Consider the following 23176-nt stretch of genomic DNA (forward strand, 5'->3'; position numbering starts at 1 on the left):
CAGGCGGTCACTCGGACTCGGGCAGGCCGAGCGGGTCGCGGCGTTCTCCACCCTGGAGGGCTTCACGGAGCTCCGCTTCACGCTCGACCATGGCGGCTCGGGCCCGGTCGACGAAGTCGCGGGCCGACTCCCCCAGCTCCGACGCCGACGCCGCCACCCGGTGCCCGAGCGCCTCGGGGGACGCCCGGCGCCAGGACTCGCGCACCTTGCTGTAGCCCCAGATGGCGACTCCCGCGCCGAGGGCGAACCAGACGACGCGGCCGATCATGCGCTCGCCCGCTTCGCCCGGCGCCGCTCGGACCCGCCACCCTTGATCGCCTTCCGGACGCCGTAGGTGAGGGCCGCGGTCTTGACCAGCGGGCCGCCGAGGGTGGCCGAGAACAGCGTCGTGAGGTTGGCCGCGTTCTCGCTGACCACGGTCGCGTTGCGGCTGACCGTCGCGACGTCGGTGGTCACGGTGCCCAGCTTCTCGAGCTCGGAGTTGGTGGCCCGGACCGTGCCCTGCAGCTCGGTGAGGATCGGGACCGACTCGTGGCCGAGATCGCGCACCGCCAGGCGGACCTCCTCGAGCACCCGTCCCAGCTTGAGCAGCGGGACGGCCGCGAGGGCCACCAGGGCCACGAAGGCAATGGCGGCGATCAGGCCGGCGATCGCTCCTAGGGTCATGCAACTTCCTTCGGTGCTGGTGCAGCGCGACGTGGCTGCGGTGTGCGGGCCGCCCGGGCGGCGTCGACCGGCCGCTGGGGGCTCCGGTCCGCGGAAACCCTATCGCGCCGCCGCCCCTGGTCGCGTCCTCGTTCCCGCGCGGACGCGTCGCACCGGGCCCCCGCACCCGCACCCCGCTCTGCCAGGCTGGGCGGGTGAGCGGACCCGAGCGGACCCCGGACGGCCGGTACCTGGTGATCGAGGGCCGGCGCTGGCGGGCGAGCGACCCGGCCATCCCCGAGACGCTGCGGACCGAGCTGGTCGCCGAGCTGATGGCGGCCCGGCGCGCCGTCCGCGACGCAGCCGGTGAGGAGACCGCGACGGCGGCCGCCCGGCGGCGGGTGCAGGACGCCAAGGTGGCTCTCGGGGAGCGGGGCGAGCCCTGGTGGGAGCCGCCCACCGACGACGGCCGCCGGGAGCGGCTCACGGCGGCCGTCCGGGCGCTGCTGCGGCACCGCAAGCCGGAGTCGACGATCTGCCCCAGCGACGCCGCCCGGGTGAGCGGCGGCGAGGGCTGGCGGGACGCGATGGACGCCGCGCGGGCGGTCGCCGCCGCGCTCGCGGCCGACGGGGTGGTCGAGGTCCGCCAGGGCGGGGAGAAGGTCGACCCCACGACGGCGACCGGCGCCCTCCGGCTGGGCCGCGGGCCGGCCTGGCCGGGCTAGGAGCCGGACGCGTCGCGGCCGAGCAGCTGCTCGATCCGGGTCAGCCGGGCGGCGAGCGCCGCCTCGGCGCCGTGGTCGGTGGGGCTGTAGTAGCGCGCGCCGGCCAGCTCGTCGGGCAGGTACGGCTGGGCGGCGATCCCGTGCGGCGCGTCGTGCGCGTACAGGTAGCCCTGGCCGTGACCCAGCTTCTTCGCGCCGGCGTAGTGGGCGTCCCGCAGGTGCGCCGGCACCTGACCGATCCTGCCGGCCGCCACGTCGGCCAGCGCCGCGTCGATCGCCACGATGACGGCGTTCGACTTGGGCGCGAGCGCCAGGGCGATGACGGCCTGCGCCAGGTTGATCCGGCCCTCGGGCATGCCGATGAAGGCGACCGCGTCCGCGGCGGCGACGGCGGTGGCCAGGGCGCTGGGGTCGGCGAGGCCGACGTCCTCCGACGCCAGCACCACCAGGCGGCGGGCGATGAAGCGCGGGTCCTCCCCGGCCGAGATCATCCGGGCCAGGTAGTGCAGGGCGGCCTGGACGTCGGAGCCGCGGATGGACTTGATGAAGGCGCTGATGACGTCGTAGTGCTGGTCGCCGTCGCGGTCGTAGCGGATGGCCGCCTTGTCGACGGCCCGGGCGACGGCGTCGTCGTCGATCTGCGCGTCCCCGACCGCCTCGGCCCCCGCCGCGGCCTCCTCGAGGTAGGTCAGGGCACGGCGGGCGTCACCGCCGGCCAGCCGCAGCAGCGTCTGACGGGCCGGGTCGGTGAGCTCGAAGGGGTGGCCGTCCGTGGTGCGGAGGCCCCGCTCCTCGGTCAGCGCACGGTCGAGCAGCGCGCTCACGTCGGCGTCGGTCAGCGGCCGGAGGGTCAGCAGCAGCGAGCGGGAGAGCAGCGGGGAGATCACGGAGAAGCTCGGGTTCTCGGTGGTGGCGGCGACGAGGGTGACGAGGCGGTTCTCCACCGCCGGCAGCAGCACGTCCTGCTGGGTCTTGGAGAACCGGTGCACCTCGTCGACGAACAGCACCGTCTCCTGCCCGACGCGCAGGTCACGCCGGGCCTGGTCGAGCACCGCCCGCACCTCCTTGACCCCGGCGGTGACGGCGCTGACCTCGACGAACCGGCGTCGGGTGCTCTGGGAGACGACGGAGGCGATCGTCGTCTTGCCCACGCCCGGAGGGCCCCAGAGGAAGACCGACATCGCCTCACCGGCGGCCAGCCGGCGCAGCGGGGAGCCCGGTCCCAGCAGGTGGCCCTGCCCGACGATCTCGTCGACGGTGCGGGGCCGCATCCGGACCGCCAGCGGGAGGTGGCTGCCCGCCGCGTCACCGAGGCTGCCGGTGGGTGCCGGGCCGCCCGCGGCCCCGCCACCCCCGAAGAGGTCCTCGCTCACCGGCCTCGCGCTCCGTCCACGCCGAGCACTGTAGTGGGCCCGGTCGGACCGTCCCGGCCGCGCGGGGCCCGGGCGGAGGCGGGCGCCTCAGCTCAGAAGGGCTCCATCGCCTCGCGGACGGCCGCCTCGGAGCGGTGGGGGCCGACGTCGGAGCGCCAGCGCGGTCCGGCGCTGCGCTCGTTGCGGAGCCGACGGCGCTCCACCTCGGTGCAGCCGCCGAAGATCCCGAACTCCGGTCCGACGTCGAGGGACCACTCGAGGCAGTCCTGACGGACCGGGCAGCGGGCGCAGACGGCCTTCGCGGCCGCGACCTGCTGGGCGGCAGCGGCTCCGACCGTGCTGATCGGGAAGAACAGGTTGAGGTCCTCGCGCACGCAGGCGGCGGAGTCACGCCAGTCGGGGATCTCCTCGGTCCCGGGCGCCGCCCGGCGCTTGACCTTGAGCACGGGGGCCGGGGTGGCGGTGGAGGCGTCGCGGAGGACACGGATGCGGGAGATCGAGGGTGCAGACATGGGGGTGCCGTCCTGTGCGAAGGAGTGCGGCACGCTTCTCGACCACGACTTGCTGACCTGAGCCAAGCAGACCGGCTCGTCCAGCGCAACCCCACGGCCCGGCGTGGCGTGGCGGCGGCCCGGGAGGGTCCGTGCGGACCCTCCCGGGCGCTCCGTCAGCTCGTCGCGGCGACGGCGACGGCGGGGGCGGCCGGGGCGTCCACGCCGGCCTCCTTGCGCTGCTGGGCGGTGATCGGCGCGGGGGCGTCGGTCAGCGGGTCGACGCCGCCGCCGGACTTCGGGAAGGCGATGACGTCGCGGATGGAGTCCATCCCCGAGAGCAGGGCGCAGATGCGGTCCCAGCCGAAGGCGATGCCGCCGTGCGGCGGGGCGCCGAAGCTGAAGGCGTCGAGGAGGAAGCCGAACTTCTCCTGCGCCTCCTCCGCGGACAGGCCCATCACCGCGAACACCCGCTCCTGGATGTCGCGGCGGTGGATCCGGATGGAGCCGCCGCCGATCTCGTTGCCGTTGCAGACGATGTCGTAGGCGTAGGCCAGGGCGTTCCCGGGGTCGGTGTCGAACGTGTCGAGCGACTCCGGCTTGGGCGAGGTGAACGCGTGGTGCACCGCGGTCCAGGCGCCGCTGCCGACCGCGACGTCGCCGGCGGCGACGGCCTGGCTGGCCGGCTCGAACAGCGGGGCGTCGACGACCCAGCAGAAGGCCCAGGCGCTGGTGTCGATCAGCCCGACGCGGTGGCCGATCTCCAGCCGGGTGGCCCCGAGCAGCGACTGCGCCTGGCTGCGGGCGCCCGCCGCGAAGAAGACGCAGTCGCCGGGCTGCGCGCCGACCTGGGCGGCCAGGCCCTCCCGCTCGGACGCGGAGAGGTTCTTGGCGACCGGCCCGCCCAGCTCGCCGTCGTCGCCCACCAGCACGTAGGCCAGCCCGCGGTGGCCGCGCTGCTTGGCGAACTCCTGCCACGCGTCGAGCTGCTTGCGGGGCTGGGAGGCCCCGCCCGGCATCACGACGGCGCCGACGTACTCGGCCTGGAACACCCGGAACGGGGTCGCGGCGAAGTAGCCGGTGACCTCGGTGATCTCGGAGCCGAACCGCAGGTCAGGCTTGTCCGAGCCGTACCGGTCCATCGCCTCGGCGTAGGTGATCCGCGGGAATGGCGCGCTCAGCGGCACCCCGATCAGCGCCCAGATGCGGGTGAGCAGCTCCTCGCTCAGCTCGATGATGTCGTCCTGGTCGACGAAGCTCATCTCGACGTCCAGCTGGGTGAACTCGGGCTGCCGGTCGGCGCGGAAGTCCTCGTCCCGGTAGCAGCGCGCGATCTGGAAGTAGCGCTCCATGCCGGCCACCATCAGCAGCTGCTTGAACAGCTGCGGGCTCTGCGGCAGCGCGTACCAGGAGCCGGGCCGGAGCCGGGCCGGGACGAGGAAGTCGCGCGCGCCCTCGGGGGTGGACCGGGTGAGCGTCGGGGTCTCGACCTCGACGAACGAGCGCTCCGCGAGCGTGTTCCGGGCGACCCGGTTGACCTCGCTGCGCAGCCGCAGGGCCGCCGCCTGGGCGGGCCGCCGGAGGTCGAGGTAGCGGTACCGGAGGCGAGCCTCCTCCCCCACGGTCACGCGCTCGTCGATCTGGAACGGCAGCGGCGCGGCGGTGCTGAGCACCTCCAGCTCGCTGGTCACCACCTCGACGGCCCCGGTGGGCAGGTCGGGGTTGGCGTTCCCCTCGGGCCGCAGCGAGACCTCGCCGACGACCTTGATGCAGTACTCGTTGCGCAGGTCGTGCGCGCCGGAGGCCTCCAGCGTCTCGTCCCGCACCACCACCTGCACCACGCCGGTCGCATCGCGCACGTCCAGGAACGCCACCCCTCCGTGGTCGCGGCGGCGGGCGACCCAGCCGGCCAGGGTGACGGTGGTTCCAGCGTGCTCGGCCCCGAGGGTGCCGGCGCCGTGGGTGCGGATCACAGACTGCTTCCTTCCAACGTGCTCCAGAGTGGACAGCTCCCGATCCTACGGCGACGGCGCTCCCTCCCCCGACGGGTTTCCGCCCGCCCGACCCGACCGCCGGACCATCCGACCTCCCACCCCCATCGCTGCGCCACCCCGCTCGCCCGGACGCGGTCTGCGGGCGACAATGGCCGCATGACCCGGTCCGCTGCCCGTGCGGTGGGACTGCTGGCCGCGCTGGTGCTGGCCCTGCTGGGCGCCTGGGTCGCCCCCGCGACGGCGTCCGCCTGCGACTGCGCGGGCATCGGCTCCGCCCGGGCGCTGCGCCAGGCCGACGCGGTCTTCCGCGGCACGGTCACCGACACCGACGACGTCGGCCGCGGCCAGGACGCCCGCACCGACCTGCGGTTCCGCGTGGACACCGTCTGGAAGGGGACGGTGTTCACCGACCAGGTGGTCGCCACGCCGCAGGACGCCGCCGGCTGCGGCCTGGAGGCGGAGGTCGGGGCGACCTGGGTCGTCTTCGCCCTGGACAGCGTCGAGGGCCGCGGCGACGACGCCGTCGCCCGGCTCGTCACCACCCTCTGCAGCGGCGACGTCCTCGCCGGCCCCGCACCGGCGGTCCTCGGGACGGGGAGCCAGCCCCGGCCGGGCAGCTCCGACCGCGAGGAGCGCGCCACCCGCGCCGACCGCACCCTGACGCGCTGGCTGGTCGTGGCCGGGGTCACGGCCGTGGGCGTGCTGGTCGTCGCGGGCGCGGGGTTCGCCGTCCTCTGGCGGCCCGGACGACCCCGCCCGTGACCGGGGCGAGCCGGCTGCGGGCCGGTCTGCTGGCGCTGCTGCTGGCCGTGCTGGGCGCCGCCGTCCTGGCTTCTCCGGCGTCGGCCTGCAGCTGCGTGCGCCCCGCCGACGACCCCGCCCTGTTCGAGCAGGCCGCGGTGGTGTTCGTCGGCACCGTGGTCGACGACCGCCGGCGCGGCAGCACCCGGACGCTCACGTTCGCCGTCGAGCGGGTGTTCAAGGGCGCGGCGACGAGCCAGCAGCAGGTCCGGACGCACGTGGAGCCCGCGACGTGCGGTCTGGGGCTGGAGGGGGCGGGTCCCTTCCTGGTGCAGGCCGGCGACACCGGCCGCGGTCTGGTCGCCGACGCCTGCGGCGGGACCCGGCCCACCGCCCGGGCGGCGGGGGCCGGGGGTGGCCACCCGCCCCTGCCCGGCGGCGGGCCGCCCAGCGACGTCGGTCCCCGGCTGGGGGCGATCGCGGGCGTGCTCGCCGCCGCCGCGGCGGCCCTCACGGCCGTCGCGGTGCTGCAGCGGCGTTCAGGCCGGTCGGAACGCTGAGCCGCAGCCGTCGAGCGCCCCGTCGCTGATGGGCAGCCGGCCGGCCCGGACGGCGGCGACCAGCAGGGCGTGGTCGGCCTCGGTCTGGTCGGCGTAGGCCCGGGCGAAGACGGCGAGGGCCTGGTCGAGCTTGTCCGAGGAGCCGGCGTACCCGGCGATCATCGACGCGCCGCTGGTCCGGGCGTGACCCTTGGCGAGCAGGTGCCCCACGATGCCGGCGTAGTCGGCGAGCGCGGCCGGGTCGATGGCGTCGAGCGGGATGGTGCCCTTCATGTTCCGGAACTGCCGGACGTAGTACTGGCGCCTCGCCACCGTGGTCCAGCCGAGCAGCGGGTCGCTGACGGTCTGCAGCGCCTGCTGGTACTCCACGACCCGCTGACCCTGGTGGGCGTGCCAGGCCGACTCGCCGTGCACGTGCTGGGCCAGCACGGAGCGCCGGGCCTGCTTGAGCTGCAGGAACAGCACGTCGTCGGGGCTGCTGCCCTCCAGCAGGGCGACGTAGGCGCGCAGCCCGACGCTGCCGACGCCGACGACCTTGTGCGCCAGGTCGACGAGGGTGTAGCCGCCGACGGCCCGCCGCCAGTGCGGGGCGAGCGTGAGCAGGTAGCGGTCGAGGGCCTGGCCGACGGCCTCCGCCTCCCGCTGGTCGAGGCGGGTGATCAGCGGCGGCTCCTCCACGATGTGCCGCCGGCCGTCGCGCTCGGCGGTGAAGCGCGGCAGCGCACGGTCGCTGGTCCGCTGCCGGGCGCGCTTCACCGATCGCTGGATCTCGTCGCGCAGCGTCTTCTCGGTCGCCGTCTCGTGCAGCCGGCCGACGTCGATACGGTTGTAGCTGCGCATCAGCAGCGGCTGCTCGGCGAGGAAGCGGACCTCGTCGCGGTAGGCGGCGACGCAGGCCAGGACGGCGTCACGGCACTGCTCCTCCGACGAGCCGTTCTCCCGTCCCGCCACCCAGATGCTGGCGACGAGCCGGCGCAGGTCCCACTCCCAGCCGCCGGGGTGGGCCTCGTCGAAGTCGTTGAGGTCGATCACCAGCTCGGCCTCGGGGGAGGCGTAGAAGCCGAAGTTGCCGAGGTGCGCGTCCCCGCAGATGACCGGCTGGATGCCGGTGGCCGGCAGCCGGGCCACGTCCTCGGCCATCACGACGGCGGTGCCGCGGAGGAAGCCGTAGGGCGAGCCGACCATCCGCGCCACCCGGACCGGGACCAGCCAGTCGAGCCGGCCGCGGTGGGACTGCCGGACGAGCCGGACGGGGTCGGTCCGGTCGGCCGGGGCCTCCCAGCTGCCGAGCGCGCTGCGGGGCACCTGGTGACGCAGCTCGCGGCCGAGGGCGTAGCGCTCCTCCCGCGAGCTGGGGCGCTTCCGCAGGGAGGCGAACACGTCGCTGTCGGCCGAGGCCAGCACCTGGTGACCGCGGGGCCGTTCCGTCACGCGCCCTCCTCCGGCTCGGTGGTGGCGCCACCCTAGTGCCCGCCCCCGGCTGCCCTCCCCAGCACCGCGGCGAGCTCGGCCGGCCGGCTCCACAGGGGCCAGTGACCGGTGGGGAGGTCGACCGTGGTCAGGTCGGTCAGCTCCGCCACCTCGGCGAACATCGGGTGCCCGCCGGCGGCGAGCTCGAGGATGGTCGCGGCCGGGAACGAGCAGGCGACCAGGGTGGCCGGGACCGTCCGCCGTGCCGGGTCGGTCAGCCGCACCGGCTCCCGCGCCACGGCCGCGGGGTGCGGCACCGCCCGGCGCCGGAAGGTGGCGAGGTCGGCGTCGGACAGGCCGTCGAGGCTGGCCTCGAGCTCGACCCACGGGGGCAGCGGCAGCTCCGTGACGTCGGCCGGGACCGCGTCGGCCAGGCCGTCCGCGGCCGGGCCGCTGTCCACGTACACGACGCGGGCGACGGCGGCCGGATCACGGTCGAGCACCGCCGTGACCACCTTCCCGGCACCGCTGTGGGCGACCAGCACCGTCGTCGGACCGGCGGCGCGGACGGCCTCCGCGACCGCGGCGACGTGGCCCTCGAGGGTGGCCCGGGACCGGTCGGGGTCGCCCGGGTCGAGGCCCGGCAGGGTCAGCGCGGTGACCGGGTGACCGGCCGCCTCGAGCAGCGGGGTGACCCGTTCCCAGGCCCACCCGCCGAGCCAGTAGCCGGGGACGAGGACGAGCGGTGCGGCAGCCATGACGGCACGCTACGGAGGACCACTGACAGTTCCGGCCGGCTCAGCCGGCCGCGCCCACCTGCGGTCGCAGGTCCGCGGCGGGCGGGGTCCAGGCCGTCGCCGTCGCCGGCACCTGGTCCCCGGAGCGGATGTCCTTGACCTCGCCGTCGGCTCCCCCGAACCAGACGAAGGGGATGCCGCGGCGGTCGGCGTAGCGGATCTGCTTGCCGAACCGGTCCGCCCTGGGGGCGACCTCGCAGGCGATCCCGCGCGCCCGCAGCTGCTCGGCCACGGCCACGGCGTCCCAGCGGCTCTCCTCCGACTCGACGGCGACCAGCACCGCCGTCGGCACCGAGCGGGAGGCCCGCAGGAACCCGCGGCCCAGCAGCGGCGCCAGCAGCCGGGTGACCCCGATGGAGAGCCCGACGCCGGGGTAGGTCGTCCGGCCGTCGGTGGCCAGGGAGTCGTAGCGGCCGCCCGAGGAGATGGAGCCCCAGCCCTCGAAGCCGACCAGCTCGGTCTCGTAGACGGTGCCGGTGTAGTAGTCGAGCCCGCGGGCGATCTTGAGGTCGGCGACCAGCCGGCCGGGGACGTGCGTCCGCGCGGCCCGGACGACCTCGGCCAGCAGCTCCAGCCCCTCGTCGAGCTGCGGGTGCTGGACCCCGAGGCCGCGGACCCGGTCGACGAACGACTCGTCGGGCGTGGAGATCTGCGCGAGCCGGACCACCGAGGCGGCCTGGGCGGCGCTGACGCCGACCTCGTCGGTCAGCAGCGCCGTCACCCGGTCGGGGCCGATCTTGTCCAGCTTGTCGACCTGGCGGAGCACCGCCGGCGGGTCGGCGATGTCGAGGCCGAGGTAGAAGCCCTGGGCGAGCTTGCGGTTGTTGACCCGCATCAGCACGGGCGGGACGCCGAGGTCGGTGTGCAGCCGCTCCAGCGCCCCGAGGGTGACCAGGGGCAGCTCCACGTCGTGGTGCGCGGCGAGCGTGCCGGCGTCGACGATGTCGATGTCGGCCTGGGTGAACTCGCGGTAGCGCCCCTCCTGCGGCCGCTCGCCCCGCCACACCTTCTGGATCTGGTAGCGGCGGAACGGGAAGGCCAGCTGGCCGGCGTTCTCCAGCACGTAGCGGGCGAACGGCACCGTGAGGTCGAAGTGCAGGCCCAGCTCGGCCCGGCTGCCCGGCTCGGCGGCCACCCGCTGGACGGCGTAGACCTCCTTGTCGATCTCGCCCTGCTTGGCCAGCCGGTCCAGCGGCTCGACCGCGCGCGTCTCGATGGAGCCGAAGCCGTGCAGCTCGAAGGTCTCCCGCAGCCGGTCGAGCACGAACTGCTCCACGATGCGGGCGTCCGGAGCGAGCTCCGGGAAGCCCGAGAGCGGCTTGGGGCGACTCACGACCTACTCCTCGTCGGGGTTCGGGGCCCGCAGGTAGGACGCCTGCAGGTAGGGGTTCTGCGCACGCTCGGCGGCCATGGTGGTCTGGGGGCCGTGCCCCGGCAGCACCGCCACCGGGTCCGGCAGCGGCAGCACCTTGGTGCGCAGGCTGTCCAGCATGTCCAGGTGGCTGCCGCCTGGCAAGTCGGTCCGACCGATGGAGCCGGCGAACAGCACGTCGCCGGAGAACATCACCGCCTCCACCTCCGTGCCGGGGTAGTCGGTGCGCAGCATCGTCGAACCGGGCGTGTGGCCGGGCGCGTGCAGCGCGTCGAAGGCGAGGCCGGCGACCTCGAAGCGGGTGCCGTCGACCAGCTCGCGGACCGCGTCGGGCTCGGTGAACGTCGTCGGCCCGGCCAGCTGCTCCACCAGGGCGCGGGCGTCGGGGCCCATCGCGCGGTAGGGGTCGCCCAGCAGCGCGCGGTCGCGGGGGTGCACCCAGCAGGTCGCGTCGTTCCCGGCGCACAGCGGCGTGACGGAGAACGTGTGGTCGAGGTGGCCGTGCGTGACCAGCACCGCGACCGGCTTCAGGCGGTGCTCGGCCACCAGCTCCTGCACGCCGGGCACCGCGCCCAGCCCGGGGTCGACGACCACGCACTCCGATCCCGGGGCGGTGGCGACGACGTAGCAGTTGGTCTGCCAGGGTCCGGCTGGAAAGGACGCGATGAACACAACCGCGACAGTATCGGGCAGGATTGGGGCCATGACTGATGCTGCGGGGCCTGAAGCCGCTGGGACAGCGGGCACCGGTCCGGCGTCGTTCGGTCGGGTGGACCCCGATGGCACCGTCTTCGTCCGGACGGCGGACGGGGAGCGGAGCGTCGGCCAGGTGCCCGGCGTGCCCGCCGAGGAGGCGATGGCCTTCTTCACCCGCCGCTACGAGGCCCTCGAGCTGGAGGTCTCGCTGCTGGAGCGGCGGGTCGCCTCCGGCGCCCTCTCCCCCGACGACGCGGCCGGCTCGGTCAAGACCGTCCGCACCGCCGTCGACGGGGCCCACGCCGTCGGCGACCTCGGCGCCCTGCTCGTGCGGCTCGACGCCCTGGCGCCGCGGCTCGCCGAGCAGCGTGCGGTCCGGCGCGCGGAGAAGGCCAGGGCCAACGAGGCGGCCCGCACGGCGAAGGAGGCCTTCGTCATCGAGGCCGAGAAGCTGGCGGCCGGCAACGACTGGCGCGGCGGAGTCAACCGGTTCCGCGCCCTGCTGGACCAGTGGAAGACGCTGCCCCGCCTCGACCGCGCCACCGACGACGCGCTCTGGCACCGCTTCTCCAGCGCCCGCACCACCTACACCCGCCGCCGCAAGGCGCAGTTCGCGCAGCAGAACGAGCAGCGCGAGTCGGCCCGCACCGTCAAGGAGCAGCTGGCCACCGAGGCCGAAGCGCTCGCGGAGTCCACCGACTGGGGCCCGACCACGGGTGTCTACCGCGACCTCATGCAGCGCTGGAAGGACGCCGGCCCCGCCCCGCGCGGCGTCGACGAAGCCCTCTGGCGCCGCTTCCGCGCCGCCCAGGACACCTTCTTCGCCGCCAAGTCGGCGGCGATGGCCGAGCAGGACGCCGAGTTCCAGGTCAACGCCGACGCCAAGGAGCGGCTGCTCGCCGAGGCGGAGGCCCAGCTGCCCGTCAGCGACCCGGCCGCCGGCCGCGCCATGTACCGGGACCTCATCGAGCGCTGGTCGGCGCTGGGCAAGGTCCCGCGCGACTCGATCCGGCCGCTGGAGAACCGGCTGCGGGCCGTCGAGGAGGCGGTCAACAACGCCGAGGAGGAGCGCTGGCGGCGCACCAACCCCGAGGCCCGCGCCCGCGCCCAGGACACCGCCGCCAAGCTGGAGGCGCAGATCGCGACGCTGCTGGAGAAGGCCGACCAGGCCGAGGCCCGCGGCGACGTCAAGGCCGCCGCCGACGCCCGCAGCTCGGTCGAGACCTACCAGGAGTGGCTCGAGCAGGCCCGCAAGGCCGTGGCCGACTACTCGGGGTGAGCTGCTGCGCGTCGGGCGGGCAGCCTGCCGCGCGCCCCGGCCGGAGGCCGGTCCCCCACTTCACACCCCGTCGGTGGTCGACGCACCCCGTGCACGGGGTGTGAAGTACGCGCACGGGGTGTGAAGTGGGGGACCCACGGGGGCCGCGGCCCCGGCACCAGCTCGTCAGCGTCGCAGCGACAGCGCCGCGTGCGCGGCAGACGTCACTGCGAGATGCGGTAGACGTCGAAGACGGCCGGGACGCTGCGGACGGCCCGGAGGACGTGGTCCAGGTGCGTCGGGTCGGCCGTCTCGAAGGTGAACTTGGCCTTGCAGATCCGGTCCTTGGTGGTGCTCAGGGCGGCGGACAGGATGTTGACGTGCTGGTCCGACAGGGTGCGGGTGATGTCGGACAGCAGCCGGTTGCGGTCCAGCGCCTCCACCTGGATGGCGACCAGGAACGAGCTCTTGGCCGTCGGCGCCCACTCGACGTCGATCAGCCGCTCCGGCTCGGCCCGCAGGCTGGCGGCGTTGACGCAGTCGGTGCGGTGCACCGAGACGCCGGCGCCGCGGGTGACGAAGCCGAGGATCGGGTCGCCCGGGACCGGGGTGCAGCACTTCGCGAGCTTGACCCACAGGTCGCTGGCGCCGACGACGCGGATGCCCGACTCGCCGCTGCTGGCCCCGCCCGGGCGGGTGCGGCGGCCGGTGACGACACGGTCCTCGCTGGTCTCGTCGGCGGCGGCGTCCTCCCCGCCCTCGACGCTGATCAGCCGGTTGACCACCGCCTGGGCGCCGACGGTGTTCTCCCCCACCGCGGCGTAGAGGCTGGAGACGTCGGCGAGCTTGAAGTAGCCGGCCACCGCCGTCAGGTGCTCGAGGGTCAGCAGCCGCTGCATCGGCAGACCGGCCTTGCGCATCTGGCGGGCCAGCGCCTCCTTGCCCGACTCGATCGACTCCTCGCGGCGCTCCCGGGTGAAGTGGTGGCGGATCTTGTTGCGGGCCCGCGGGCTGGCGACGAACGCCAGCCAGTCGCGGCTGGGTCCGGCGTTCTCGGCCTTGGAGGTGAAGATCTCCACCACGTCGCCGTTGGAGAGCTGGGACTCCAGCGGGACCAGCCGGTTGTTGACGCGGGCGCCGATCGTCCGGTTGCCGACCTCGGTGTGGATGGCGTAGGCGAAGTCGACCGGCGTCGACCCCTGCGGCAGCGAGATGACCTCGCCCTTCGGGGTGAACGCGTACACCTCGGTCGAGTTGATCTCGAAGCGCAGCGAGTCCAGGAACTCCCCCGGGTCGGCGGACTCGCGCTGCCAGTCCATCAGCTGCCGGACCCACACCAGCTCGCCGGTGTCGCCCGGGTTCGCCGTCGGCGGCGCGCCCTTGCCCTCCTTGTACTTCCAGTGCGCGGCGACGCCGAACTCGGCCCGGCGGTGCATCTCCTCCGTGCGGATCTGCAGCTCCACCGGCTTGCCCGTCGGCCCCAGCACGGTGGTGTGCAGGGACTGGTACATGTTGAACTTCGGCATCGCGATGTAGTCCTTGAACCGCCCGGGCAGGGGGTTCCAGCGGACGTGCAGCACGCCGAGCGCGGCGTAGCAGTCGCGGTTGTCCTCGACCAGCACCCGCAGCCCGACCAGGTCGTAGATGTCCTGGAAGTCGCGGCCGCGGACGACCATCTTCTGGTAGATCGAGTAGTAGTGCTTGGGCCGGCCGGTGACGTTGGCCTTGATCTTGGCCGCCTTGAGGTCGGCCTGGACCTGCTCGATCACCCCGGCCAGCCACTCGTCACGGCTGGGCGCCGCCTCGGCCACCAGCCGGACGATCTCGTCGTAGACCTTCGGGTGCAGGGTGCCGAAGGCGAGGTCCTCGAGCTCCCACTTGATGGCGTTCATGCCCAGCCGGTGGGCCAGCGGGGCGAAGATCTCGAGCGTCTCGGTGGCGATCCGCGACTGCTTGTCGGGGCGCAGGTAGTGCAGCGTCCGCATGTTGTGCAGCCGGTCGGCCAGCTTGATCACCAGCACGCGGATGTCGCGGCTCATGGCGATGACCATCTTGCGGATCGTCTCGGACTTGGCCGACTCGCCGTACTTGACCTTGTCCAGCTTGGTGCAGCCGTCGACGAGCAGGGCCACCTCCTCGCCGAAGTCCTTGGTCAGCTGGGCGAGGGTGTAGTTCGTGTCCTCGACGGTGTCGTGCAGCAGGGCCGCGCAGAGCGTCGCCTCGGTCATCCCCAGCTCGGCCAGGATGGTGGTGACGGCCAGCGGGTGGGTGATGTACGCGTCGCCGCTCTTGCGCAGCTGACCGGCGTGCGCCTGCTCGGCGGTCCGGTAGGCGCGCTCGACGACGCTGAGGTCGGCCTTGGGGTGGCTGACCCGGATCACCCGGAACAGCGGGTCCAGCACGGGGGTCTGCGGTCGGGTGGCGCCCAGCCGGGCCAGCCGCTGCCGCATCCGGACCCGCGGCTGCTCGCCGGGGACGGAGCGGGGCACCAGGTCGGTCGTCGTGCCGCCCGGCGATCCCGGGGCGTGCTCGGCCGCCAGGGTCGGGGTCGGGCCCTCGGGGTCCGCACCCGTCCCGGTGCCCGGCCGCACGGCCGCTCCCTGATCGCTCACAGGCTGTCCCTCACCTCGACGGTGGGCTCAGTCTAGGTGCAAGGTCAGGGCTGCTCGGCCGCGTGGCGCACGACGACGACCTGGTCGCCGGTCTCCAGCTTGGCCACCGTCGGGTCGTAGAAGCGGCGCAGCGTCCGGTTGCGGACCACGGCGATCACCCGCTCCCCCTCCACCTGGCCCGGGTTCAGCCCGACCTCGTCGCGGGTCACCTGCCGCTCGCCCACCTCGAGCCCCTCGCGGGAGGACAGCAGGTCCTCGATCACGGTGCCCAGGTTGGGGCTGGTGGCCGACAGCCCCAGCAGCCGGCCGACGGCCTCGGAGGAGGTGATCACCGCGTTCGCCCCGGACTGGCGCAGCAGCGAGGCGTTGTCCTCCTCGCGGACGGCGACCACGACGTGCGCGCTGGGGTTGAGCTGCCGGACGGTCAGGGTGACCAGGATCGCGGAGTCGTCGCGGTCGAGGGTGATGATCACCTCGCGCGCCTTGATGATCTCGGCCCGGCGCAGCACCTCCCGCCGCGTCGCGTCGCCCTCGATGGCGGCGTAGCCGCGGATGTTCGCGTCGGACACCGCGGTCCCCCGGCCGTCGATCACGACGATCTGCGCCGGGTTGCAGCCGTTCGCCTCCAGGGTGTCGACGGCGCTGCGGCCCTTGGTGCCGTAGCCGACCACGACGACGTGGTTGCGCATGTGCTTCCTCCAGCGGGAGTCGAGAAAGATGCGCCGGCCCTCGTTGGCCAGCACCTGCAGCGTCGTCCCGACCAGCAGGACCAGGAACATGATGCGCAGCGGCGTCACGAGGACCGCGTTCAGGATCCGCGAGTGCGGGGTGATCGGGGTGATGTCGCCGTAGCCGGTGGTCGTGATGGTGACGGTGGCGTAGTAGATGGCGTCGACCAGGGTGACCTCGCCGTCGTGGCTGTCGGTGTAGGCGTTCCGGTCGAGGTACACGAGCAGCACGATGAACGCCACCAGCAGGAGCGCCAGCACCCCGCGGCGGGCCAGCTCGACCAGCGGCGACGTGGTCCGGGCCGGCAGGCTGACCAGGGCGTCGTGGGTCCACGGCCGCTGGCCGCGCTGCCGCCGCGAGATCAGCGACGGGGTGCTGCCGGTCGCCCGCGAGCTCATGCCGCTCCGCTGGTCAGCACGGCGGACACGCGCTCGAGACCGTGCTCGGCCAGCAGCGCCCGCCCGGGCAGGAAGGCCAGCTCCAGCAGCACCGAGACGCCGACCACCTCGGCCCCCAGCCGGCGCACCAGGCCGGCGGCCGCGACCGCGGTGCCCCCGGTGGCCAGCACGTCGTCGACGACCAGCACCCGGTCGCCCGGCCCGACGGCGTCGGCGTGCAGGGCCAGCGTCTCCTCGCCGTACTCGAGAGCGTACGAGACCTCGACCGTCTCCCGGGGCAGTTTGCCGGGCTTGCGGGCCGGGACGAACCCCACCCCCAGGGCCAGCGCGACCGGCGGGCCGAACAGGAAGCCGCGGGCCTCGAGCCCGACCACGACGTCGACCGCGTCCGGTGCCGCGGCCACCAGCCCGTCGACCGCGGCGGCCAGGCCCCACGCCGAGGCCAGCAGCGGCGTCACGTCCTTGAACACCACGCCGGGACGCGGGAAGTCGGGCACGTCGACCACGAGGGACGCCAGGTCGACCATCGGCGTGTCCTCAGCTCCGGCGCTGGCTGCGCGGCTTGTGCTGCGGCTGCGGCCGCTTGGCCGCGCCCTCGCTGATGGGCCGGACGGGCACCGAGCCCGCGGCCGCCCGCGTCACGGTCAGGGCCGGCGCACGGCCGGCGCCGACCGAGACGTTGTCCGCCGCCTCGTCACCACGCCCTCGGGCGCCGTCCTTGGCGCGGCGCGCCGCCACCCGGGCGGCCAGCTTCTGCATCTCCGGGCTCCGCTCCTTGATCTGCGCCAGCAGCGGGGTGGCGATGAAGATCGAGGAGTAGGCGCCGGAGACCATGCCGACGAACAGGGCGAGCGCCAGGTCCTTGAGGGGCCCCTCGCCGAGGATGAACGCACCGGCGAACAGCAGGGCCGCCACCGGCAGGACACCGATGATCGTCGTGTTGATGGAACGGACCAGCACCTGGTTGACGGCCAGGTTCGCGGCCTCGGAGTAGGTGCGGGTGCTGCTGCTGCGCAGGTCGCGGACGTTCTCCCGGACCTTGTCGAACACCACGACGGTGTCGTACAGCGAGTAGCCGAGGATGGTGAGCACCCCGATCAGCGTCGCCGGGGTGACGGTGAAGCCCACCAGGGCGTAGATGCCGATCGTCAGCAGCAGGTCGTGGCCCAGGGCCACCAGGGCCGCCGCGGACATCGCGCCGTCCCGGAAGTAGATCCAGATCATCAGCCCGACGAGGACCAGGAAGACGACGAGGGCGATCAGCCCGCGCTCGGTGATCTGGTCACCCCACGACGCGCCGATCAGGTTGTAGGCGACCTCGTCGGTGGCGACGCCGGCCTCCTCGCCGATCGCCGCCCGCACCACCGGGACCTCGCTGGTCGCGTCGAGGGTGCGCGTCTGCACGCGCACCTGGTCGCTGCCGATGGTGTTGATGGTGGTGTCGTCGAGGTCGGGGAGCCCCGTCCGCTCCAGCGCCGAGCGCATGCCGTCCACGGTCTGGCTGTTCACCGTGGTGCTGGCGCGGAAGTCGGCCCCGCCGTCGAACTCGATCCCGAAGTCCAGCCCGCGCAGGGCGAGCGCGCCGATCGAGATCAGCAGGAGGACCGCCGAGAGGGCGTACCAGCGGCGGCGGCGGGCGATGAACTCGTAGGAGACCTCACCGGTGTACAGCCGGTGCCCGAGATCGCTGAACTTCGACATCAGGACTTCTCTCCAGGGGTCGCGGCCGGCGAGGCCGTCGTGCCGACGGCGTGCGTGCCGGCGCTGCGGGCGGCCGAGGCGGCCGACCCGGCGCGGCGGGTCCGCACGCCGGGCAGGGCCTTCACGCCGAGGTGGCTCGGGTCGAGCCCGGACAGCCGGTGGCCGCCGCCGAAGAACTTCGTCCGGGCCAGCAGCGTCATCAGGGGTTTGGTGAACAGGAACACGACCAGCACGTCGATCAGGGTGGTCAGGCCGAGCGTGAACGCGAAGCCCTTCACCGAGCCGATGGCCAGGATGAACAGGATGATCGCGGAGAGCATGGACACCGCGTCCGCGATCAGCACCGTCTGCCGGGCCCGGCGCCAGCCGGTCTCGACGGCGGTCCGCAGGCTGCGGCCGTCGCGGACCTCGTCGCGGATCCGTTCGAAGTAGATGACGAAGCTGTCAGCGGTCACGCCGATCGCGACGATCGCGCCGGCGATGCCGGGCAGGTTGAGCGCGAAGCCCACCGAGCTGCCGAGCAGCACCATGCAGGCGTAGGTGATGATCGCGGCCACCACCAGCGAGGCGATGACGACGATGCCGAGCCCGCGGTAGTAGAGGAAGCAGAACCCGACCACCAGGACCAGCCCGACGAGACCGGCGATGAGGCCCGCGTGCAGCTGCTCACCGCCGAGGGTCGCGGAGACGTTGGAGACCTCGGAGACCTCGAAGGCCAGCGGCAGGGCGCCGTACTTCAGCACGTTGGCCAGGTCGGTGGCGCTGGCCTGGGTGAAGCTCCCGGAGATCTCCGCCTGCCCGCCCGGGATGGCCGAGCTGACCGACGGGGCCGAGATGGTCTCGCCGTCCAGCACGATGGCGAAGCGGTTCTGGGGGTCGGTCCGCTGGGCCAGCTGCCCGGTGATGTTCTCGAAGGCGGTGCCGCCCTCGGAGTTGAAGGTGAGGTTGACGACCCACTGGATGCCGTTCTGCGGGATGCCGGCCGTGGCGCCCGTCAGCGTGTCGCCCTGGATCAGCGTCGGGCCCAGCAGGTACTTCTCGGTGCCCTCGCGGTTGCAGGAGAACAGCGGCTGGTCGGAGACGTCGACCTGGTCACCCGCCTGGTCGCAGGTGAAGGCTGCGAAGTCGGCGGTGTCGGCGTCGCTCGGCTGGTAGTTGATCGCCTCGTCGGGCGGGGTGCCCTGACCCTCGGCGGTGGGCCGGGGGGTCGACGGGGCCGGCGGGGCGGTCGGCAGCCCGGGCAGCGGCCGGTTGTTCCCGGTGGGCGTGGCGCCGGCCTGCGGGGTCGCGCTGGGCGCCGTCGAGGGGGCCCCGGCGGACGCGCCGTCGCTGGGCTCGCCGCTGGGCGCCGCGCTCGGCTGCTCGCCGGGGGTGACGGGCGGAGCGACCTGCTCGGCGGAGTAGACAGCCCGGAAGCGCAGCACCGCCGTCTGGCCGACCTGCTCGACGAGCCGGTCCTCCTGGACGTTGGGGACGCTGACGATGATCTGCTTGTCGCCGGCCGTCGTCACCTCGGACTCGCCGACGCCGAGGCTGTCGACGCGGTTCTGGATGATCGTCCGCGCCTCTTCGAGGCTGGTCTTGTCGACGGCGCCGGTGCCCGAGGTGTTCTGCGCCGTCAGGGTGATGGTCGTGCCGCCCTGGAGGTCGAGGCCGAGCTTGGGGGTCCAGGTCTTGCTCAGACCCATCAGGCCGACCAGCGCGACCACGAGGGCCAGGAGGACGATGAGGGTGCGGCCGGGTCGGCCACTCTGTGCTGCCACGGGGAGGAAGGTTCCTTGCTACGCGAGACCGAGCGGGGAGGGTCGGTCGATCAGCTGGGGCGCTTGGGGTCGGCCCCCGCCGACGGGTTCTGCCACTCGACGTCCTGGGCGACGGCGGTGGAGCCGTCGCGGTCGCCGGGGGCGGTGCCGAGGTCGGAGGTGGTCTCGCGCGGGGCGAGGCCGTCGGCGTCGGTCAGCACCTCGTCGTCGTCGAGGAGGTCGTCCTCGTCGGTCACGGTGTCCTCGTCGGCCTCGGTGACGGCCCGGACGATGGCCTGCTTGAGCACGGTCAGCTCGACGCCGGGCGAGATCTCGAGGACGGCCTGACGGTCGCCCAGGGAGACGATGGTGCCGAAGAGCCCGCTGCCCAGCAGCACGCGGTTGCCCGGCTGGAGGCTGTTGAGCGTGTTCTGCACCGCCTGCTGACGCTTCTTCTGGGGGCGCAGGATGAGGAAGTAGAACGCGAACACCATCAGCGCGATCAGGATCAGGGTCGAGTAGTTCTGCATGGCTCCAGCATCCGTCGGGGCACCCAGCGCGCGGGCTGCGCACCGGTCGGGGTCGTCGGGTCGAGATGGCCGACCGAAGTCGGGTCGAGCCGGCCGGCGCGCGGCGCCGACCGACGTACTCTACCCACTCGGGACCCCCGGGCGCCTCAGCCGAACAGGTCGGGAGCGGTGTCGGGACCGCTCGCCCCGCCCGGGACGGCCAGTCCCAGGTGCCGCCAGGCCGCCGGTGTCGCCACCCGTCCGCGCGGGGTCCGCATCAGGAACCCCTGCCGCACCAGGAAGGGCTCGGCGACCTCCTCGACGGTCTCCCGCTCCTCCCCGACGGAGATCGCGAGCGTCGACAGCCCGACGGGTCCGCCCCCGAACCGGGTGCACATGGCGCGCAGCACGGCCCGGTCCAGCCGGTCCAGTCCGAGCTCGTCGACCTCGTAGAGCTCGAGTGCCGCCCGGGCCAGGGCGGGGGTGATCCGGCCGTCCGCCCGGACCTGGGCGTAGTCGCGCACCCGGCGCAGCAGCCGGTTGGCGATCCGGGGGGTGCCGCGGGAGCGTCGGGCGATCTCGGCCGCGCCGGCGGCGTCGAGCCGCGCCTCGATCAGCTCGGCCGAGCGGTGCACGATGTGCTCCAGGGCCGCGGTGTCGTAGAAGTCGAGCTGCGCGGTGAAGCCGAACCGGTCCCGCAGCGGGCCGGGCAGCAGCCCGGCGCGGGTGGTGGCCCCGACCAGGGTGAAGCGCGGGATCTCCAGCGGGATGGCGGTGGCGCCCGGGCCCTTGCCCACCACGACGTCGACCCGGAAGTCCTCCATCGCCAGGTAGAGCATCTCCTCGGCGGGGCGCGACATCCGGTGGATCTCGTCGAGGAAGAACACCTCGCCCTCGGTGAGCCCGGACAGGATGGCCGCGAGGTCGCCGGCGTGGGTGATGGCCGGGCCGCTGGAGATGCGCAGCGGGGCCCCCATCTCCCCCGCGATGATCATGGCCAGCGTCGTCTTGCCCAGCCCGGGCGGCCCGGAGAGCAGCACGTGGTCGGCGACGGTGCCGCGGTGCCGGGCCGCCTCCAGCACCAGGCCCAGCTGGTCGCTGACCCGCGGCTGGCCCTCGAACTCGGCCAGCGACGTCGGGCGCAGCGCCGACTCGGCGGCCCGCTCGTCAGCGTCGGCCACGGGCTGGACGAGCGAGCCCAGGTCCTCCGTCTCGTCGGCGGCGTTCACGCGCTCACCCCCGCGCCAGGGACTGCAGGGCGGCCCGCATCAGGACGGCGACGGAGGTGTCCGGGTCGGCGGCGACCAGCGGCTCCACCTCCGAGCAGGCGGCGTCAGCGTCCTTCTCCGACCAGCCGAGGCCGACGAGGCCGCGGGCCACCTGGTCGCGCCAGACCGGCTGGACGACGGCGCCGGTGTGCGGCTCGGCCGACAGCCCGACCGCGTTGATCTTGTCCTTGAGCTCGATGACCATCCGCTGGGCACCCTTGCGGCCCACCCCCGGCACCTTGCAGAGCTGGACGAGGTTCTCGCTGGCGATCGCGGCGCGCAGCTGGTCGGGCGGCAGCACCGCGAGCGCGGCCTGTGCGAGCTTCGGCCCGACGCCGGTGGCGGTCAGCAGCAGCTCGAAGAACTCCCGCTCGTCGGCGGTGGCGAACCCGTACAGGGTGAGCGAGTCCTCGCGGACGACCAGCGAGGTGGCGAGCGTCGCCCGCTGGCCCACCCGCAGGCCGGCGACCGTGCCGGGGCTGCAGAGGGTGAGCACGCCGAGCCCGCCGACCTCGACGACGGCGGAGGTGGGACCGACCTGCAGGACGGTGCCGCTGAGGGAGGCGATCACGGGGCTCCTCGGAACTGGCGGGTCGGGGATGTCCGGGCCTGGGTGGTCTGGGCGGTCCGGGCCTGGAGGTGGGCGCGGCGCTGGCGGGCGGACTGGAGGGCGGCGGCCTCGACGGCGGCCTCGACGCGGGCGGTGGCCCCGCCGCGCCAGATGTGGCAGATGGCGAGCGCGAGCGCGTCGGCGGCGTCCGCCGGCTTGGGGGCGGCGGTGAGCCGGAGGATGCGGGTGACCATGGCGCCCACCTGCTCCTTGCCCGCGCGGCCCGAGCCGGTGATCGACGCCTTGACCTCGCTCGGGGTGTGCAGGGCGACCGGCAGGCCGTGCCGGGCCGCGACCAGCATGGCGATCCCCGCGGCCTGCGCGGTGCCCATCACCGTGGCCACGTTGTGCTGCGCGAAGACCCGCTCGACGGCGACGGCGTCCGGTCGGTGCTCGCGCACCCACGCCTCCACCGACTCCTCGAGCTGCACCAGCCGCCGGGCGGTCTCCAGCGTCGGCGGGGTGCGGGTGACGCCCACGGCGACCAGGGTGGGCGGACGCCCGGGCACGCCGTCGACGACGCCGAGGCCGCAGCGGGTCAGCCCGGGGTCGATGCCCAGCACGCGCACGGCGTCACTCCTCGTCCGGGCGGCGCCCGGTCCTCGCGTCGAACAGGTGTTCGCTTGACCCTACGAGGCGGGGCCGGGTCGGCCCGGACGGCGCGCCGTGCGCCCTTCGACGGGCTCAGGGAGCGGGCGACGGGCTCGGCGTCAGCTGATCGACGCGAGGACCTCGTCGGAGGCGTCGAAGTTGGCGTAGACGTTCTGGACGTCGTCGGAGTCCTCGAGGGCGTCGATGATCTTCATGACCTTCTCGACGGTCGGGGCGTCGACCTCCTGGGTGAACTCCGGGACGAAGGAGACCTCGGCGGAGTCGTAGTCCAGGCCGGCCTCCTGGACCGCGGTCCGCACCCGGACGGTGTCGGCGGGGTCGGAGATGACCTCGAAGCTCTCCCCCAGGTCGTTGACCTCCTCGGGGTCGGCGTCCAGCGTCGCCTCGAGGACGTCGTCCTCGGCCAGCGTCCGGTCGCCCTGCTGCTTCGGGACCACGACGACGCCCTTGCGGCTGAACACCCGGGCGGTCGAGCCGGAGTCGGCCATCGTGCCCCCGTTGCGGGTCACCGCGACGCGGACCTCGGAGGCGGAGCGGTTCCGGTTGTCGGTCAGGCACTCGATGAGCATGGCGATGCCGGCGGGTCCGTAGGCCTCGTACATGAGCGTCTCGTAGTCGGCGCCGCCCGACTCGGCCCCGGACCCACGCTTCACCGCGCGGTCGATGTTGTCCTTCGGGACGGAGGTCTTCTTGGCCTTCTGGATCGCGTCGAAGAGCGTCGGGTTGCCGTCGACGTCACCGCCGCCGAGACGGGCGGCGACCTCGATGTTCTTGATCAGCTTCGCGAACGACTTGGCCCGGCGCGCGTCGACGACGGCCTTCTGGTGCTTGGTGGTTGCCCACTTGGAGTGTCCCGACATGGGGGCGATTCTAAGGCCAGGCGCCGAGAGTCAGCACTACCGAGCCCGACCGACGCGAGGGCGGCCGACAAGA

23 protein-coding genes are annotated in these 23176 nt (G+C 73.9%); 4 read left to right on the forward strand and 19 right to left on the reverse strand.

Annotation, left to right across the window (positions count from 1 at the left end):
- Positions 1-7: 7 nt before the first annotated feature.
- Both BLT72_RS11090 and BLT72_RS11095 read right to left on the reverse strand, forming a co-directional pair.
- Positions 8-268: a hypothetical protein gene (locus BLT72_RS11090; RefSeq protein ID WP_091412928.1), complete on the reverse strand. Its 261-nt coding sequence runs from the start codon at positions 266-268 to the stop codon at positions 8-10.
- Positions 265-666, reverse strand: coding sequence for a DUF948 domain-containing protein (locus tag BLT72_RS11095; RefSeq protein WP_091412930.1), 402 nt, complete (start codon positions 664-666; stop codon positions 265-267). The genes BLT72_RS11090 and BLT72_RS11095 overlap by 4 nt, the downstream gene beginning before the upstream one ends.
- A gap of 194 nt (positions 667-860) precedes the next feature.
- Here BLT72_RS11095 and BLT72_RS11100 point away from each other — a divergent pair, with 194 nt between their 5' ends.
- Positions 861-1370, forward strand: coding sequence for a DUF3253 domain-containing protein (locus BLT72_RS11100; protein ID WP_091412932.1), 510 nt, complete (start codon positions 861-863; stop codon positions 1368-1370).
- On the opposite strand, the gene BLT72_RS11105 is transcribed toward BLT72_RS11100, so the two are convergent.
- The 3 genes from BLT72_RS11105 to aspS form a co-directional block, all read right to left on the reverse strand.
- On the reverse strand, positions 1367-2743 hold the full coding sequence (locus BLT72_RS11105) for a replication-associated recombination protein A (RefSeq protein WP_231930516.1): 1377 nt from the start codon (positions 2741-2743) through the stop codon (positions 1367-1369). The genes BLT72_RS11100 and BLT72_RS11105 overlap by 4 nt on opposite strands.
- Positions 2744-2835: 92 nt before the next feature.
- The gene (locus tag BLT72_RS11110) at positions 2836-3255 is read right to left on the reverse strand and encodes a WhiB family transcriptional regulator (protein WP_091412934.1); all 420 of its coding nucleotides are present in this window, start codon (positions 3253-3255) and stop codon (positions 2836-2838) included.
- A gap of 155 nt (positions 3256-3410) precedes the next feature.
- The gene (gene aspS / locus BLT72_RS11115) at positions 3411-5207 is read right to left on the reverse strand and encodes an aspartate--tRNA ligase (protein ID WP_091412936.1); all 1797 of its coding nucleotides are present in this window, start codon (positions 5205-5207) and stop codon (positions 3411-3413) included.
- Between the two features lie 177 nt (positions 5208-5384).
- Between aspS and BLT72_RS11120 the strand changes: the two genes are divergently transcribed.
- Entirely contained in the window at positions 5385-5990 is a 606-nt protein-coding gene (locus BLT72_RS11120) for a hypothetical protein (RefSeq protein ID WP_091412938.1), read from the forward strand.
- The gene (locus BLT72_RS11125; RefSeq protein WP_091412940.1) at positions 5987-6529 is read left to right on the forward strand and encodes a hypothetical protein; all 543 of its coding nucleotides are present in this window, start codon (positions 5987-5989) and stop codon (positions 6527-6529) included. Before BLT72_RS11120 ends, BLT72_RS11125 begins: the two co-directional genes overlap by 4 nt.
- Here BLT72_RS11125 and BLT72_RS11130 read toward each other — a convergent pair.
- Genes BLT72_RS11130 through BLT72_RS11145 form a run of 4 tightly spaced genes read right to left on the reverse strand, consistent with a single transcriptional unit; the run spans position 6509 to position 10813 of the window.
- Complete coding sequence (locus BLT72_RS11130; RefSeq protein WP_091412943.1) at positions 6509-7960, reverse strand: DUF2252 domain-containing protein; 1452 nt, start codon at positions 7958-7960, stop codon at positions 6509-6511. The genes BLT72_RS11125 and BLT72_RS11130 overlap by 21 nt on opposite strands.
- Positions 7961-7992: 32 nt before the next feature.
- On the reverse strand, positions 7993-8697 hold the full coding sequence (locus BLT72_RS11135; protein ID WP_091412944.1) for an alpha/beta fold hydrolase: 705 nt from the start codon (positions 8695-8697) through the stop codon (positions 7993-7995).
- A gap of 40 nt (positions 8698-8737) precedes the next feature.
- Positions 8738-10069: a histidine--tRNA ligase gene (hisS, locus tag BLT72_RS11140; RefSeq protein ID WP_091412947.1), complete on the reverse strand. Its 1332-nt coding sequence runs from the start codon at positions 10067-10069 to the stop codon at positions 8738-8740.
- 3 nt (positions 10070-10072) lie between these two features.
- On the reverse strand, positions 10073-10813 hold the full coding sequence (locus tag BLT72_RS11145; RefSeq protein WP_425349230.1) for an MBL fold metallo-hydrolase: 741 nt from the start codon (positions 10811-10813) through the stop codon (positions 10073-10075).
- Between BLT72_RS11145 and BLT72_RS11150 the strand changes: the two genes are divergently transcribed.
- Positions 10773-12083 (forward strand): DUF349 domain-containing protein, encoded by a 1311-nt coding sequence (locus BLT72_RS11150; RefSeq protein WP_091412949.1) that lies wholly within the window; start codon positions 10773-10775, stop codon positions 12081-12083. The two genes, BLT72_RS11145 and BLT72_RS11150, sit on opposite strands and share 41 nt — an antisense overlap.
- 203 nt (positions 12084-12286) lie before the next feature.
- Here BLT72_RS11150 and BLT72_RS11155 read toward each other — a convergent pair whose 3' ends face one another.
- From BLT72_RS11155 to BLT72_RS11200, 10 genes are all read right to left on the reverse strand, one after another.
- Positions 12287-14512, reverse strand: coding sequence for a RelA/SpoT family protein (locus BLT72_RS11155; RefSeq protein ID WP_091417213.1), 2226 nt, complete (start codon positions 14510-14512; stop codon positions 12287-12289).
- A 206-nt stretch (positions 14513-14718) separates the two neighbouring features.
- Positions 14719-15801 (reverse strand): potassium channel family protein, encoded by a 1083-nt coding sequence (locus BLT72_RS11160; RefSeq protein ID WP_091412951.1) that lies wholly within the window; start codon positions 15799-15801, stop codon positions 14719-14721.
- Positions 15798-16328: an adenine phosphoribosyltransferase gene (locus BLT72_RS11165; protein ID WP_091412954.1), complete on the reverse strand. Its 531-nt coding sequence runs from the start codon at positions 16326-16328 to the stop codon at positions 15798-15800. The genes BLT72_RS11160 and BLT72_RS11165 overlap by 4 nt, the downstream gene beginning before the upstream one ends.
- A 10-nt stretch (positions 16329-16338) precedes the next feature.
- The gene (gene secF / locus BLT72_RS11170; RefSeq protein WP_091412956.1) at positions 16339-17502 is read right to left on the reverse strand and encodes a protein translocase subunit SecF; all 1164 of its coding nucleotides are present in this window, start codon (positions 17500-17502) and stop codon (positions 16339-16341) included.
- Positions 17502-19265, reverse strand: a complete 1764-nt coding sequence (secD, locus tag BLT72_RS11175; RefSeq protein ID WP_231929986.1) for a protein translocase subunit SecD — start codon at positions 19263-19265, stop codon at positions 17502-17504. The genes secF and secD overlap by 1 nt, the downstream gene beginning before the upstream one ends.
- A gap of 50 nt (positions 19266-19315) precedes the next feature.
- Positions 19316-19774, reverse strand: coding sequence for a preprotein translocase subunit YajC (yajC, locus tag BLT72_RS11180; RefSeq protein ID WP_091412958.1), 459 nt, complete (start codon positions 19772-19774; stop codon positions 19316-19318).
- A 146-nt stretch (positions 19775-19920) separates the two neighbouring features.
- A complete protein-coding gene (ruvB, locus tag BLT72_RS11185; RefSeq protein ID WP_091412960.1) occupies positions 19921-20982 on the reverse strand; it encodes a Holliday junction branch migration DNA helicase RuvB in 1062 nt (353 codons plus the stop codon).
- 4 nt (positions 20983-20986) lie between these two features.
- Positions 20987-21592, reverse strand: coding sequence for a Holliday junction branch migration protein RuvA (gene ruvA, locus BLT72_RS11190; protein ID WP_091412962.1), 606 nt, complete (start codon positions 21590-21592; stop codon positions 20987-20989).
- Positions 21589-22191, reverse strand: coding sequence for a crossover junction endodeoxyribonuclease RuvC (gene ruvC / locus BLT72_RS11195; protein ID WP_197677365.1), 603 nt, complete (start codon positions 22189-22191; stop codon positions 21589-21591). Before ruvC ends, ruvA begins: the two co-directional genes overlap by 4 nt.
- Positions 22192-22341: 150 nt before the next feature.
- Entirely contained in the window at positions 22342-23103 is a 762-nt protein-coding gene (locus BLT72_RS11200) for a YebC/PmpR family DNA-binding transcriptional regulator (RefSeq protein ID WP_091412966.1), read from the reverse strand.
- Between the last annotated feature and the right edge of the window lie 73 nt (positions 23104-23176).

The sequence above is a fragment of the Friedmanniella luteola genome, assembly GCF_900105065.1.
Classification (GTDB): domain Bacteria; phylum Actinomycetota; class Actinomycetes; order Propionibacteriales; family Propionibacteriaceae; genus Microlunatus; species Microlunatus luteolus.

Coding starts and splice junctions, on each gene's coding strand:
- BLT72_RS11090 (WP_091412928.1), bottom strand. CDS start 268: ATGATCGGCCGCGTCGTCTGGTTCGCCCTCGGCGCGGGAGTCGCCATC.
- BLT72_RS11095 (WP_091412930.1), bottom strand. CDS start 666: ATGACCCTAGGAGCGATCGCCGGCCTGATCGCCGCCATTGCCTTCGTG.
- BLT72_RS11110 (WP_091412934.1), bottom strand. CDS start 3,255: ATGTCTGCACCCTCGATCTCCCGCATCCGTGTCCTCCGCGACGCCTCC.
- BLT72_RS11120 (WP_091412938.1), top strand. CDS start 5,385: ATGACCCGGTCCGCTGCCCGTGCGGTGGGACTGCTGGCCGCGCTGGTG.
- BLT72_RS11135 (WP_091412944.1), bottom strand. CDS start 8,697: ATGGCTGCCGCACCGCTCGTCCTCGTCCCCGGCTACTGGCTCGGCGGG.
- BLT72_RS11150 (WP_091412949.1), top strand. CDS start 10,773: ATGAACACAACCGCGACAGTATCGGGCAGGATTGGGGCCATGACTGAT.
- BLT72_RS11145 (WP_425349230.1), bottom strand. CDS start 10,813: ATGGCCCCAATCCTGCCCGATACTGTCGCGGTTGTGTTCATCGCGTCC.
- BLT72_RS11155 (WP_091417213.1), bottom strand. CDS start 14,512: ATGCGGCAGCGGCTGGCCCGGCTGGGCGCCACCCGACCGCAGACCCCC.
- BLT72_RS11160 (WP_091412951.1), bottom strand. CDS start 15,801: ATGAGCTCGCGGGCGACCGGCAGCACCCCGTCGCTGATCTCGCGGCGG.
- BLT72_RS11165 (WP_091412954.1), bottom strand. CDS start 16,328: ATGGTCGACCTGGCGTCCCTCGTGGTCGACGTGCCCGACTTCCCGCGT.
- secF (WP_091412956.1), bottom strand. CDS start 17,502: ATGTCGAAGTTCAGCGATCTCGGGCACCGGCTGTACACCGGTGAGGTC.
- yajC (WP_091412958.1), bottom strand. CDS start 19,774: ATGCAGAACTACTCGACCCTGATCCTGATCGCGCTGATGGTGTTCGCG.
- BLT72_RS11200 (WP_091412966.1), bottom strand. CDS start 23,103: ATGTCGGGACACTCCAAGTGGGCAACCACCAAGCACCAGAAGGCCGTC.